The sequence below is a fragment of the Nonomuraea sp. NPDC050383 genome, from assembly GCF_044459125.1.
Classification (GTDB): Bacteria; Actinomycetota; Actinomycetes; order Streptosporangiales; family Streptosporangiaceae; genus Nonomuraea.
In genome coordinates this window covers 158,550-171,251 of sequence record NZ_JBITIP010000011.1, presented here as the reverse complement: position 1 = coordinate 171,251, position 12,702 = coordinate 158,550, and the positions used below count along the sequence as shown (strand labels likewise).

The 12,702-nt window shown below is 61.7% G+C and carries 13 protein-coding genes; 10 read left to right on the top strand and 3 right to left on the bottom strand.

Annotation, left to right across the window (positions count from 1 at the left end; genetic code table 11):
• Positions 1-117: 117 nt before the first annotated feature.
• The 5 genes from ACIBG4_RS26745 to ACIBG4_RS26725 all read left to right on the top strand — a co-directional run bounded on the left by ACIBG4_RS26745 (position 118) and on the right by ACIBG4_RS26725 (position 4,671).
• Positions 118-252 (top strand): hypothetical protein, encoded by a 135-nt coding sequence (locus ACIBG4_RS26745; protein WP_397204150.1) that lies wholly within the window; start codon positions 118-120, stop codon positions 250-252.
• 146 nt (positions 253-398) lie between these two features.
• Positions 399-992, top strand: coding sequence for a hypothetical protein (locus ACIBG4_RS26740; RefSeq protein ID WP_397204149.1), 594 nt, complete (start codon positions 399-401; stop codon positions 990-992).
• Positions 993-1,579: 587 nt separating this feature from the next.
• The gene (locus ACIBG4_RS26735) at positions 1,580-2,146 is read left to right on the top strand and encodes a hypothetical protein (protein ID WP_397204148.1); all 567 of its coding nucleotides are present in this window, start codon (positions 1,580-1,582) and stop codon (positions 2,144-2,146) included.
• A gap of 288 nt (positions 2,147-2,434) precedes the next feature.
• A complete protein-coding gene (locus ACIBG4_RS26730; protein ID WP_397204147.1) occupies positions 2,435-3,124 on the top strand; it encodes a site-specific integrase in 690 nt (229 codons plus the stop codon).
• A gap of 788 nt (positions 3,125-3,912) precedes the next feature.
• Entirely contained in the window at positions 3,913-4,671 is a 759-nt protein-coding gene (locus ACIBG4_RS26725; protein WP_397204146.1) for a hypothetical protein, read from the top strand.
• Between the two features lie 871 nt (positions 4,672-5,542).
• On the opposite strand, the gene ACIBG4_RS26720 is transcribed toward ACIBG4_RS26725, so the two are convergent.
• On the bottom strand, positions 5,543-6,517 hold the full coding sequence (locus ACIBG4_RS26720; protein WP_397204145.1) for a DUF4365 domain-containing protein: 975 nt from the start codon (positions 6,515-6,517) through the stop codon (positions 5,543-5,545).
• Positions 6,518-7,203: 686 nt separating this feature from the next.
• Between ACIBG4_RS26720 and ACIBG4_RS26715 the strand changes: the two genes are divergently transcribed.
• Positions 7,204-8,928: an AIPR family protein gene (locus ACIBG4_RS26715; RefSeq protein ID WP_397204144.1), complete on the top strand. Its 1,725-nt coding sequence runs from the start codon at positions 7,204-7,206 to the stop codon at positions 8,926-8,928.
• A gap of 263 nt (positions 8,929-9,191) precedes the next feature.
• Here ACIBG4_RS26715 and ACIBG4_RS26710 read toward each other — a convergent pair whose 3' ends face one another.
• Positions 9,192-9,926, bottom strand: coding sequence for a helix-turn-helix transcriptional regulator (locus tag ACIBG4_RS26710; protein ID WP_397204143.1), 735 nt, complete (start codon positions 9,924-9,926; stop codon positions 9,192-9,194).
• Between the two features lie 148 nt (positions 9,927-10,074).
• Between ACIBG4_RS26710 and ACIBG4_RS26705 the strand changes: the two genes are divergently transcribed.
• The 4 genes from ACIBG4_RS26705 to ACIBG4_RS26690 all read left to right on the top strand — a co-directional run bounded on the left by ACIBG4_RS26705 (position 10,075) and on the right by ACIBG4_RS26690 (position 12,228).
• On the top strand, positions 10,075-10,428 hold the full coding sequence (locus ACIBG4_RS26705; protein WP_397204142.1) for a hypothetical protein: 354 nt from the start codon (positions 10,075-10,077) through the stop codon (positions 10,426-10,428).
• On the top strand, positions 10,412-10,912 hold the full coding sequence (locus tag ACIBG4_RS26700; protein WP_397204141.1) for a GntR family transcriptional regulator: 501 nt from the start codon (positions 10,412-10,414) through the stop codon (positions 10,910-10,912). Before ACIBG4_RS26705 ends, ACIBG4_RS26700 begins: the two co-directional genes overlap by 17 nt.
• 67 nt (positions 10,913-10,979) lie before the next feature.
• Positions 10,980-11,546, top strand: a complete 567-nt coding sequence (locus ACIBG4_RS26695) for an HD domain-containing protein (RefSeq protein WP_397204140.1) — start codon at positions 10,980-10,982, stop codon at positions 11,544-11,546.
• Between the two features lie 22 nt (positions 11,547-11,568).
• A complete protein-coding gene (locus tag ACIBG4_RS26690; protein ID WP_397204139.1) occupies positions 11,569-12,228 on the top strand; it encodes a DUF6000 family protein in 660 nt (219 codons plus the stop codon).
• Here ACIBG4_RS26690 and ACIBG4_RS26685 read toward each other — a convergent pair.
• A complete protein-coding gene (locus ACIBG4_RS26685) occupies positions 12,225-12,701 on the bottom strand; it encodes an NUDIX hydrolase (protein WP_397204138.1) in 477 nt (158 codons plus the stop codon). The two genes, ACIBG4_RS26690 and ACIBG4_RS26685, sit on opposite strands and share 4 nt — an antisense overlap.
• Between the last annotated feature and the right edge of the window lies 1 nt (position 12,702).

The window sequence follows — 12,702 nt, the reverse complement described above, 5'->3', positions numbered from 1 at the left end:
GGCGCCCTTCGAGACCGGCGACTCACGGAAGCCCGCGGCTCCTGACGAGGAGGAGAGCCCTCGGATCGCTCGACCTGTCTGTTCGACCACCGGGACTGAGCCGTCGCAGCAGGACCCTTGATCGGTGAAGCGAACCGGAGGATCCTGACAGCTCGACCCTCCGTCCTGGCTTTCCTCATCTCCGCCTTCGTCATCCTCACCAGGCCCGCCATGGTCGCCGACTGGGTGAACACCGTCTTCGACCTGTTCTGAGCAAGGGCGGGGCGGTCGCCCGCCGATCACCATGACGCACAGCCGGCCGCCGGAGCGATCACGGGCCCGGCCTGGTGGTCGCCGAAGGGCAGGGCTGCAAGCGGACGGCCAGCGGGCTCCAAGTACGGGCGCATAGCCTGCCCGGCATGAGAAAGCGACTCTCCGCCCTCGCCCTCCTGTCGGCCACCGCCGTACTCGCCGGGACCTCGGCCGCGTGGGCCGCCCCGGGCTCGTCCGCCGAGCAGGCCAGGACCCTGTCCTTCCGCGGGATGACACTGAAGATCCCCGCCGACTGGCAGGTGCACCGCAAGGGGGACACGGTCGTGGTGGTGACCGGCTCACTCTGCAAGAAGCCGGAGCCGTTCGCCCCCGGCTGCGAGAGCTTCTGGATCTTCGGCCCGAAGGCGTACAAGAACGTCCCGGTCGGGGGTGGTTCCATCACCTACACCGGCAAGCGACAGTTCCACCCCTTCAGCGGCGTGATCCCCTGCCCGTTCAACTCCAAGCTGAGCTGGTACCCGGGCGAGAAGGCCACCTCCAGGGACCTGCGCCAGGTCGGCCCCGGCCACAAGGCGCAGTACACCGCCTGGCCGAACAGGTGCGTGACGAACGACACGGGCCGCACGACGGCGAAATGGACCCAGCGGGAGTGGCTCCTGCCCACCTCCCAGATCCTGGTGGTCGACGCCTGGAACACGCACGGGCTGTCAGGCGTCCTCAAACGCGCCACCTGGAGCTGACCATCACTCCAGCGCCCGGCACGGCACCCAGTTGATGATCGGTTGGTCCCATCGCTTCGTGACCGTGCGGGCGCAGGCGGAGGCCCCTCGGCGGTCGCCGATGACACGCTCGGGGCACCAAGACCTGTTACTTTCACCGGCTCGCTTCGACGTCACCGCAGGCCCGCGCTGGGTGCGACGCCGCCAAGCTCACATGGGGCACGACCGGGTTCGGCGTCCATCGCTTGTGAAAGGCGCGCAAAAAATGTTCCCCTCGAGCGCGAAACATGCCAAGGTTGTGAAGCCTAAGACCTACAAGCCGAAACGAAGAAAGTAGTCCCCTTGCAACTCTGTGGTCCCTGGTGGTGCGGACATGCAGATGCCGCACCACCAGGGACCAGGACCGGCGATACAACAACTCAGGTGTCATTTCTCGAGAAACGGGCCGCTTAGAGGATGCTTCAAAAAAGAAACCCCAAAAGAGATTCGCTGACATGGTTCTTTGTCGGCGTATTCTCATTTGCATCCGGCCTGGTCTATCCGCTCTTCTTTGGACCGGAAGGCCAATCCTCGATATTCGCAGCGGCTGCGATCATCTTTGGCCTGACATGGGCAATCGAACGATACGGGAAAGACTAGGCGAAGCGCAATTGCATGAAAAGGTGCATACAGCACGAGTGGCTCTGACCCTTCTGTGCTTCATCCCCGCAGCCGGTGTCGCCGCCGTTATCGAGGGACTGCTGGACCTTAGCTGGTGGTCGACGCTACTCATCGTCGCCCTCATCCCTGTCTTCCACACCCTCTGGCGCATCGCCTACGTGGATCCGTCCGGGGTTCCCCCGCCGGTAAACTCCATCTTGAGCGATGAGACTCGCAGTCGGTACGCTCGAGATATTCAGAACATTGTAGCGATGATAAACAATAGCGACTTGCGGCCTCGGCGATTCAGCGTTAGCGCAAAGAAAGATGAAGTAGACGAATATCTGAAGCTCGTCATCGAATATCTGGAGGGCCGAGGTGTGCCAATTGCCACCGACGACATGTTCAACAAGCGCTTTTCGTGGTCCATTCGTAAGACTGGCTACGACGGTGCTGATGTGGGGCTACTCATAGCGCAGGTGGCGAAGGAGATCGATCGCCTGATATCCCGGCAATCCGACTCCCGAACATCATGACCCGTGACACTCCACTCCAATTTGGAGGTCTACATCTCGCCATCCCCGTGTACGGCTGCATCCTCTCCGGGAATGTGCCGGCCGAACAGAAAAAACGAACTTCGAAAGCGCTCTGCGCTGCCAGGATAGTGTTGCTTTCCCAGCCGTAACAATGCCCCGCCTTCTTTGGCCAGGAGGAACAGAAGGCCTTCGCGGCATCGGCACTCATATTCCATCTATCTCGGCGCCTAGAAAAACTATCCAAAAACAGCTAGACCTTCCATGGCGAGAGCCGTGTAACGTCTCAGCGTGGCCTGCTGGATCCTCGATCGATACATGGTGATGAAGGCCGCACACCTCGTAAATGCTGTTTGGACAAAGGATCAGCTCAAGGTTTTCCTCCGGTATGCACGTGAGCACCGGCTCTGGACATTTCTCCATGTCGCGGCCTACACCGGCGCACGCCGCGGCGAGCTTCTCCACCTGCGCTGGTCGGACGTGGACCTCGACGGGAAACAGTTTGTCATCGCGGGTTCGGCCTCGTTCGTCGACGGCGAGCGTATCGAGGGCACCACCAAGAGCGGCAGGAAGCGCACCGTCAGTCTCGACGACGGCACGATCCGGGTTCTCCGCGATCAACACAAGATGCAGGCCGCCGACAAGCTCCAGGTCGGCCCTGAGTGGCGTGGTGGAGGCGACTACGTGTTCACGACCGTCTGGGGAGAACCCGTCCATCCGGACACCGTCAGCTCGCTTTTCCCGATCCTGATCAAGCGTTACAACAAAGCTCACCCGGACGCGCCATTACCGCATGCCCGGCTGCACGACCTCCGGCACGTCCACGCGACCACGCTGTTGCTGGCCGGCGTACCGGTGCACGTCGTCGCGGCTCGCCTCGGCCATGCCGATCCGTCGATCACGCTCCGCGTCTACGCTCACGTGATCCGCTCGGCTGAAGCGTCGGCGGCGGAGATCTTCGCTCAGGCGATCGGCGAGTAGCGGGAGCCACCGGGGGTCACCTTGTTAGCAGAGGTGTTAGCAAGATCCCCAAATCGTCCTGACAAACACGAAGGCCCGTTCCAGGTTTTCCCTGGTAACGGGCCTTGATGCTGTGTGCGGCCGGAGGTACTCGAAACCCCAACCTTCTGATCCGTAGGGAACGGCGGATGCTTCGTGGGCAACCTTCCGTCCTGGTGAAGTGGTGGATATAGGTCGGTGGAGTCTGGGCGCGGTAGGTGGTGTTGCTGTATGCGGCTGCTGTACAGCAAGCGAGTGTGGTCGCCGCACACATGCCCAACAGCCGTGGACCTGAACAGCAGGGCTGCCAGACCCCAAGGAGCGAAAGCCGCGCGGCAGCGATCTGGCATCCGTCTGAGGAGAGCGGTGTGCATTCTGCCGGCCGAAACCACACCGCCATCAAAAGATGACAGGAAACCATGGCACACCGGACGTCGATAGCCTAGTATCTGGCAATCAGACGTACGCGGACGTCGATCTCTTTGGGTGCCCGGCGGACCCATATGGGATGAGGGGCTCATCGAAGTCACCCGCGGCATTCCAGCCTCGCAGCTGATTCACTCGCAGACCTGTAGTGCTGAGCCGGGCAGCATGAGGGAGCCTGCGTGTCTCACAGTCCTCAGCTCAAGCGCACAGCCAAGATTTTCCACCTGGCAACCGGCCTTCCGTACCAGGCTGTGTGCCTTCCACTCGCCCGAAGAGGCGTCATCACGCGTGAGCATCCGATCCCAGAGGCGCGAACTCGTGCTCAGCAATGGCTGGAGACACAGGTGCTGTACGCGCTCTGCGATGCCTTCCGCGACGACGATGGGCTGAAAGGCAACGTGCTCGGGCTTAGCGCGATAAGACCAGACGAAGAAAACCTTGTGCTCGTTCCTGTCCCTACCCTCACCGCTCGTGTCGTCGCCTCCATTCTTCCAATTTATGATGCGGATTATGGCGGTGTATGGGGCTGTCCGGGCGTACGCCTTTATCGGGTGGGGCGGCAGCTCTGGCAGCTATCCGATATTGTCACGGGCGCCTCGGTCCACGTGGTGGGCTCTGGCCACGAAGATCCCGCATCGGTTTATCAGCTGAAACCCAAGTCCCGCCTCCTGTGGAAAACGAGTCCGGATCGGCTGACCGATGTTGAGGAGGACACACTGCGCTTCTGGGGCTCCGGCCTGGATCGCCGGCGTAAAGAAAGAGACCGCATGCTCAGCAGCTTGATGCGGCGGGCGATGCTGCTCAACGCGGTTGGCGCTACTCACGGCGGAGCGAATCTCTACGATCACGCCCATTCCGACATCGTCATCGAGTGGTGCTGCGGCTCATCCCTGTCCCAGCTCGCCACCAAACTACAAAAGTCATGCCTCTTGGCGAGACGTGACTCCTCCAATGGCATAAATGGCACAGCACCAGACGATCTAGGTAGCGTAACGTTTCGACCACTCAGCCATCAGATTGGATGGGAGGATAAGCGTCCAAGGATCATCGTTCGACGTATAGACCTGGGACACCCTGGGGGACCGCGGGAATTCGTGTCATGACTTTCAGCGACCTTATCCCAGTACTAGTGGCTGGAAGTGCAGCGATCATTGGGCGCTACATCGTGGCGCTTATTGGATTGGCGATAACGCTCAGGCGCAGCCCGTCCCGTGACAGGGTGACTCTCTTCAAGGCCTTTGCTCAAGTCCTTCGAGCTCCAAATGCACTAGAATCGGGATTTGCTCCTCTATTCCGAAATGTCGGCCGGAGGGCGTCGAACGGATCCCAGGGGGCGGTGGAGTGAGGCTCGCCGATCGGGGCAGGATGCCGTCAGGGAAGCACGTATACGGGCAACGGGTGAGCAAGCCTCGCCCCACTGCTCAATCCTCTGGATGATGGGAGCCTTGGAGATTTCGATCTCCTGACTTCCTGTTTGCAAACGGGAGCCAGTCACGACGTAGAGCTCCTCACGCTGGTCACGTGGCAGATGCGATCCGGTGGCGTGTGATCGTGTAAGGCTGTGTTGCTGTATGGCGCTGCTGTACAGCAGTCATCCGAGCAGACATGCCACGGCCTACGACTACCGCCACGAACTTAATATCTTCCCAAGCTTCGAGGACGTCAGAGACGACGTGATCCGCACTGTGATCGTCGCTCGACGATGTACCGCGATCGATCCAGGTCGTCCGCAAACCTGCAACTCCCACCGGCCACATCCTGTAGACGTGACCCCGTGACGATCTCATCTCCGCTCAATGCGACTCTTCCGCAGGGAGCTCTGTCAAGCGGTGAGGGTGTATCGGTCCTGGTAACGGCCCTGGTCGATGAGCAACCTCAAGCCTAATCTTTAACGCCAGCCCTCGGTCGGCAGATGGCCCGGGTATCGCCAGCGATCAGGACGGCGGGACAAACATCTTCGTAAACAACTTTCAGTCACACTGAATCGGTCGGCTCTGGTGTGAACTGAGGACCCCCGCTGGTTGCGAACTGATCGACAATCAAGAACGACCTACCGAGCTCGTTGAGCGTCAGCTCCAGTCGCCAGTAGTCCACCTCGCCGGCGAGGTTAGCGTACGGGCGTAAGCCCATGCCCCGTAGTGCCTGTCGCCACTCATCGAAGTCCTCGGTAACGAACCGGTCGCCTTCGTCGTAGATCACGCACTCCGCTTCGTAGGCGTCATACTCGGCGTCGTCGTAGGTCTCTTCATGCACATCGACGTCCGCCCAAGCGAACAGCTTGGGCACTACCTCGGCGTAGCTGGCGAATCCGCGCATGACGCCCCAGCTCGCGATCTCAGTCGGATCGTTGCCATCCTCGTTGTCCACCCCAAGCGTAATCCAGCCTCGCCCGGACGACTTGTTGATCCACTCCTCAATGTCTACGACGAGCCGTCGGCCCTCCTGCAGCATCTCCATCCACGGCCGTGCCAGCTGCAGTTCGCGAATGCGTAGCACATAGGGATCGCCCGCAGCAGCTTCTCGAAGCTGATCCCGTGCTCTGGCGTCCAGGACGTTGCTGCGTGGCACGAGCAGCTTCCAGCCACCCCGTGACGATCTGGTGAGGGTTTTCCGGTTGACGAGTTGCCAGTATGTGATCTTGGTTTGCTCGTCATGCAGGACGACCATGACCGGCAGAGAGTGGTCGGTCCAGTACTGCACGTGCGGGGTGTCCGGACGGTACCACCAGCCACCAGGCGTCGGCTCACGGAACCAACTCTCGCCACCCTTGATTTGCAGTGCAAGGAGCTTCGGGACGACCTCATGGCCGTCCACGATCTCGATCAGGGCGTCGATGCCGTAGTCGTCTGTCGGCTGGTTGCGAAATAGCCAGCCAAGCTTTTCGACCACAGCAAGCTGAACGCGCGCCAGCCCGATTCGTCCCGTCTTGGCAGAGTCTGGATCCCGCATAGCGCACGAATCTCCTCGCAAGGCATCTTTGCATCCGCTGCGTCCCAGTTGGTGCGTAGATCGCTGGCACGTCGTGTTAAGTCTTCCAGCCATGGCGGACACTGCTTCACTCCGCGGCTCCTTGTCGCAGACTTCCTTAGACGGACGAGGAATCTCACCGTCGCGATTGTGATCGCGGCCAGCGCCGTCTGGCTGATCGTCTCGTCCTTCACACCGACCCAGTAGAAGCACAACAACGCAGATCCCCGCTCCGAAACGGCATCTACGCCCAGAGCACTTCATTACGAGTGAAGCGGAGGGCCGTGGTCGAGAGCCGGCGCTCCTGCTCAACCGTGTGACGCCGTACGGGACGATCAGGCTGCGTGAGGCGGCGTTGCTGTACTTCCCTGCTGTACAGCAGACCACAGCAACCCGCGTCTCCGGTGGCAAGCCGACCCGGAGCGCAGGGCCGCCAGGCCCGAGCACCGGAAGCGGCGCGGCAGCCTCGCTTCGCTTTGAGCAAGCAACCTGCTCAGCCTCTCGAACAAGATCAGGAACGCCACGTGTAGGACCGCGATCGCTGCTGGCAGGCTTCGCTGTCGTTACTGCGTGGCTACAACCTTGCCCCAGCATGCACTGCGTGGACCAGTAGGACCGCTCACGTCTTCCCCCTCCCTCCCAGCTTCCGGCGGTGCTACGTTTGCAACGTGAATCCCTTGATTGACGGCCTGGTCAAAGGCTTCCGTGCAAGCAACGAGATAGGCGATCTGTCCAGTAGTGACGTCTTTGAGCTATTTGCCGCCTCGCTAGTTCTCGGCGATCAGCTTCTAAGCCAAGTGGAACTCACGGATCTCCTCCTTGACAAGCACACGGTTGGGCTCGATGTCGCAGCCATCGAAGTCAACGGCCAGCTCGTATGGGACCGAGATGATGTGGATGACGTATGTGATGGCGCGGCCCATATAGAAGTATCAATTCATACCTTGCAGGCCAAGCAGTCGGAACACATAAACTCTACCGACATATTGGCGCTCGGAGAGGCTGTGAAGCGCTTTCTCCTAAAGGAGGGCCTCGCAGATTCGCCAAAACTTGAAAGTCTCTCCGAAGCCCTTCATCACCTTTTCAGCACCAACGCACAAAAACTTCGATCCCAACCATCTGTGCACATGTCTTTTGTTACTACAGCACCGCATAAGACGATCACAGATAAGACGGTAACCCAACGACTGGAATCCGCCAAGGAGCTGGTTAAGAGTGTGGGTTTCGTTGGCGAAGTCACAGCGCGCTGTTTCGGTGCGGATGACCTACACGATCTCCACGTAAGGCAGTTTCATGCGAACAAGGTTGACCTTCTAATTCCTAAAAGCGTTTCCCTTCCAGCCATGCCTGGAATTAAGCAGGCGTTCGTGGGGCTGATATCCGTCGCCGAGCTTCTGAAGATGATATGTCGACCAGACGGCTCTCTCGACGAACAGGTCTTCTTCGATAATGTACGCGGCTTCCAAGGAGACGCTAATCCCGTAAATAGAAAAATCGTTGAGACGCTAGGATCGGATGCTAGGAGCCTGCTTCCTGTCCTGAATAATGGGGTCACTGTCGTGGCCCAGAGCTACACTCCGTTGCCCGCGGACCACTTTCTCGTTGAGGGCTATCAAATAGTCAATGGGTGCCAGACAAGCCATTGTGCCTATATAGCGAAGGACGAACTCGGCGCCGATGCCGAGAACGTCTTTGTCCCACTTCGTCTAGTCATAACAGATGACGATGATGTCGCAATCAGCATCATCAGAGCAACTAATTCTCAAACCGAAGTTAAAGAGGACGACCTAGTTGCTCTGAGCAAGTTTCAGAAGCGACTGGAAGAGTTTTACCGCATGGACTCGGCCGAGATTGGCCTCACTTACGAGCGCCGCGCAGGCCAGTTCTATGGACTAACTGTAACTAAAACTCGCCTGGTCAGCGTCGCCGACCAACTCAAGTCTGTATCTGCAATGCTACTCAACCGCCCCCATCTCGCATCAAGATATCCCAGTAAGCTTTACGCCGAGGCGGGCGACTCTGTTTTCCGAGACGAGCACAAGATCCTCCCCTACGTGGTCGCCGCCTATGCGGCGTATCGACTAGAGAATGCCTTCAGAGGTGGACTCGACTCACGCTTCAAGGTGATCAGATACCACATACTTATGGTCGTTGCGTATCAAATTCTGGGCGAGCCGCCTGCCCAGCTACACACGCCCACGAGCGAAAAACAGGCAAACAACATTATTGCCGAGCTTCGCGCTCCGCAACACGTGGAACTATTTAAGAGAGCAGCTGAGTTCATTGAAACCTCGGCGGGGGGATCGATCCCTACTCGGGATCGATTGAAGCGGCCGGGCTTCACTACCGAGCTTATTCAGAGGCTGAAGGGCGAGGCTGCAAACAGCAATTAACAGTGGGCCTACGATCCGCTCTAGGCATATACGACTGTGGAGCGTAGGGTAGTCCGCTCGCGTTCATGAGAATCCACGATCGTGCGCCTACCCACTGTGACTGCGGTGGTTGAGCGCGTTGCGGTGCTGGCCGCGACCGGCCGGAGAGCCGCAGCGCGGCCAGCGACCGCCCAACGCGCGGCAGGCCGCCGCAGGCGGGCTGCCCTTGATGACGTACAGAGAAGTTGCTTTCTGATCTTGCTGCTCCTGATCGCGATGGCAGTTCAAGCGTTGTGACGGTAGGGCTGGCCGGTGTCCCATGCGCGTTCGAAGCTGGTGAGGTAGGCGACGGCTGGTCCGTGTTCGTCGGTACGGCGTAGGTGCATGACGGGTGCGTCGGATGCTGGTGTGGCGTAGGCATGGGTGTTGACCAGTAGCTCGTCATCGGCGCGGTAGATGGAGTTGTAGAGCACCGTGCTGTGCAACCGGATCTCGACGGCTTCAAGGCCAAGGAGCGGGCTGTAAAGCGTGAGCGCGTTCTGGATCCGGGCGGCCATCACGGTGGCGCCGATTCCTTCGTCTGTTCCTCGGCCGGCGACTTCGACGCTGTCGGGCGCGCCCAGCAGGATGCGGGTCTTGACGCCTGCGTTGGCGCGGGTGGCGAGGATGTTGATGAGGCCGCGGTCTTCGGCGAGGAAGAGCGCGCTGTAGGCGAGGATGCCGATCTCCTCGTTCGCTCCTCGAAACAAGTTGTGCCACACCCTTTGAGGGACGCTCCAGCGGTGGGGGTAGATGGCTTCGACTCCGTCGGCGAGTGCTCGGTGTCGCTGGGCGGCTTCGGGCCATAGGTCGGCTTCGTCGATGTGGAGGAGGTCGGCGATGGCCCAGCGGTGGCGCGGGTAGGGGGTGCGGCCGGCAAGCCAGCGGGCGACGGTCTTCGGGTCGACAGCTAACGCGGCGGCGACGTCGGTGGTGGTGAGTCGGGCGGCGGCCAGGGCGTAGCGGAGGTTGTTGTTCATGGGGACCCGCCTGCTTCTCGCGAAACGGTCTTGTCCTGCGACGATACATCAGACGTCCCTAGACGTCCCTAAGTTGTGGTGTTCCCGCCCCTGACCTTCGGGCGACCCTCGACGCGTACACCGAAGTGGAGCGTCAGGGAGGACGAGGATGCAGACAAGCAAGAGCGTCAAGGAGCAGCAGCGGGCGTACGCGGAGCGCTTGTTGACCGCGCTGGGCAAGGAGCTGGCGCGACGGGAGGTCACGGCGGTGCTGATCGTGGCGCGGGACGGGCGGCCGGCGCTGGACGTCACCGACAGCCGGTGCAGGATGCGGCGGGTGTTCGTGCAGCTGCCGTTCTGCTCGTTCTACTGGGGCGACCAGGGCGACGAGCGGGTCTCGTTCCTCCAGATGCCCGCCGCGGTGGATCGGATTGAGCAGGCCGCTCGCGACGGATGGCACGACGGCGAGCAGCAAGAGCTCAGCATCGACTTCAACAAGATGCTCGATGCTTACCGCGGCTGATCCGGTGTCCTCGGGGCGGTGGCTGACTGGTGGGCGTGTCTACCCGCAGGTCGCCGACCGGCTTCGGGAGCGGATCGTCTCGGGTGAGTTCCCGCCGGGCAGTGTGCTGCCGTCGGAGACGGCTTTGGGCCGCTTCTTCGGGGTGGCTCGGAACACGGTCCGGCGGGGGCTGGCGATGCTGGAGGGCGAAGGGTTGCTGGTCACCGTTCCGTCCAAGGGGCGGGTGGTGTGCGGGGCGGGGCCGGCAGTGTCGCCGTATCGGTATCAGGCGATCGCCGCTGAGCTGCGCGGGCAGATCGAGCGTGGGGAGCTTGCTGCGGGTGCCGCCGTACCGAGCGAGGCCGAGCTGCGGCGATGCTTCACCGCCTCGCGCAACACGGTCAGGCAGGCGTTGGCGGTGCTGGAGCGGGAGGGCCTGGTCGTGGCCGAGCATGGCCGCGGCCGGTTCGTCCATGCAGAAGCCGACCGACACCGGGAAGAGTAAGACGTCCCGGGACGTCTCATCTCGCCCACTAGATCCGGCTAGGCCCAGGATGCCTATCGTGAGGCTCGTGGGAGATGTTGAGTGGGCGTACGGGCTGACCAAAGACCTGCTGGCAAGCGCGTTGCCCAGGCGCTGGGCGCACACGCAGGGGGTTGCCGAGCGGGCGGAGACGCTGGCTCCGATCCTCGGCGCGGACACGGACACGTTGATTGCCGCCGCGCTGCTGCATGACATCGGATACGCCCCCGATCTGGTCGCCACCGGGATGCATCAGCTCGACGGGGCCCGGTATCTGCGCGACGTGGCCGGCGCCGAGGATCGGTTGTGTCGGCTGGTGGCCTACCACTCGTGTGCGGACAACGAGGCGCGGGAGCGCGGCCTGTTGGACGTCCTGGCCGCGGAGTTCGACGCCGAACGGCCTGACCTGGCTCGGGCGCTGACCTACTGCGACATGACCACCGACCCGGATGGCCGGCACCTGGATGTGCGGGACCGGCTGGCCGAGATCCACTCGCGCTACGGCCCCGAGCATCTTGTCTCACGCTCGATCGAGGCCTCCACGCCGTGCATCCTGGCTGCCGTCCAGGCCGTCGAGAGCGCACTGGCCGCGAAGACCGGGGATGTTCCTGGCTGAAGGGTCCCGGCATGATGACCTCATGTGGTTACCGACCCTGTCCGAGCTCAAGCAGGTCGCCGTCGTCCGACGTTACGTCGGCGCGAAGACAGGCGGGAGACCGCGGTCCATGCATCTCATGGGCTCCTTCATGATGCTGCCTGACCGAAAGCTGATCCGGTTCGGGCGGTTGCTGGCCAGAGATGCGCGAAGGATCACAGATGATGGTCTTGAGATGCTGCTGGACTTCGAATGGCGCTCTCGGTCGACCGCCGCCTGGCTGATCGGCCTCGACCGGCGGACGCGGTTCCGGGAACGGCTCGGAACGCTGCTGTTGGAGAGTGAGATGGTCTACGTGGGTGGGGCGTACTGCTTCGCGCTGGCGAGGTTCGCTGAAGAGCAGGACGCCGCGCTCCTGGGCGCCTATCTGGATCGGTATCTCCCTCAGCTGGACTGTCGCTACGACCAGGACGACGCGATGGGGGCTCTCCTCCACCTTGATGAGCGCCGTGGGACGAATTACGCCGCTCGATTCCTCGCCCCAGGAGGCCTGTGGGAGAGCTCGGCCACACGAGAGGTCGATCCCGCTGAGAAGAAGGCGTACATGGACGAGCTGTGCGCGTTCGCCGAGAGTTGCATGACCGGCGCGGTGAATGAGTGGTTGCCCCGTAGGCGACGCTTCTTGGATGAGCGCGGGGCTTAGCCGACGTACGGCGACGACGCCTCCGAGAGATAGCGCTCGATCCGCATCCTCATCGATCGATCCATGCGCAAGGAGAGGACCTGTCCGCGAGGCATCCATCGGACCTCGCGGGATTCGTCGCTTGGGGTCGGCTTACCGCTGACGGCTCGTGCGGTGAGGACGATGGAGAACTCTTGGCGGGCCTCGCCGTTGGAGGTGTAGAGGATCACGTGGCCAGGGTCGCTGTAGGTCCCTACGAGGCCGGTGATCTCGCAGGTGATACCGGTCTCTTCGAGGGTTTCGCGCACGGCTGCCTGCGGGATTGACTCCCCCAGGTCGATGGCGCCGCCGGGCGGGGCCCAGTTGTCGTTGTCGGTGCGGTGGATCATCAGCAGGTCGCCGGCGTCGTTGGTGACGATGACGTTGACGGACGGGACCAGGCTGTTGGGTTTGGGCGCGTCGGGGTCGTGGTGGAAGTCGATGCGCTGGCCCATG

What these genes read in the sequence shown, in the direction of transcription:
- ACIBG4_RS26740 (WP_397204149.1), top strand. Translation starts at nt 399, where the DNA reads ATGAGAAAGCGACTCTCCGCCCTCGCCCTCCTGTCGGCCACCGCCGTA.
- ACIBG4_RS26735 (WP_397204148.1), top strand. Translation starts at nt 1,580, where the DNA reads ATGGGCAATCGAACGATACGGGAAAGACTAGGCGAAGCGCAATTGCAT.
- ACIBG4_RS26720 (WP_397204145.1), bottom strand. Translation starts at nt 6,517, where the DNA reads ATGCGGGATCCAGACTCTGCCAAGACGGGACGAATCGGGCTGGCGCGC.
- ACIBG4_RS26710 (WP_397204143.1), bottom strand. Translation starts at nt 9,926, where the DNA reads ATGAACAACAACCTCCGCTACGCCCTGGCCGCCGCCCGACTCACCACC.
- ACIBG4_RS26705 (WP_397204142.1), top strand. Translation starts at nt 10,075, where the DNA reads ATGCAGACAAGCAAGAGCGTCAAGGAGCAGCAGCGGGCGTACGCGGAG.
- ACIBG4_RS26700 (WP_397204141.1), top strand. Translation starts at nt 10,412, where the DNA reads ATGCTTACCGCGGCTGATCCGGTGTCCTCGGGGCGGTGGCTGACTGGT.
- ACIBG4_RS26690 (WP_397204139.1), top strand. Translation starts at nt 11,569, where the DNA reads ATGTGGTTACCGACCCTGTCCGAGCTCAAGCAGGTCGCCGTCGTCCGA.
- ACIBG4_RS26685 (WP_397204138.1), bottom strand. Translation starts at nt 12,701, where the DNA reads ATGGGCCAGCGCATCGACTTCCACCACGACCCCGACGCGCCCAAACCC.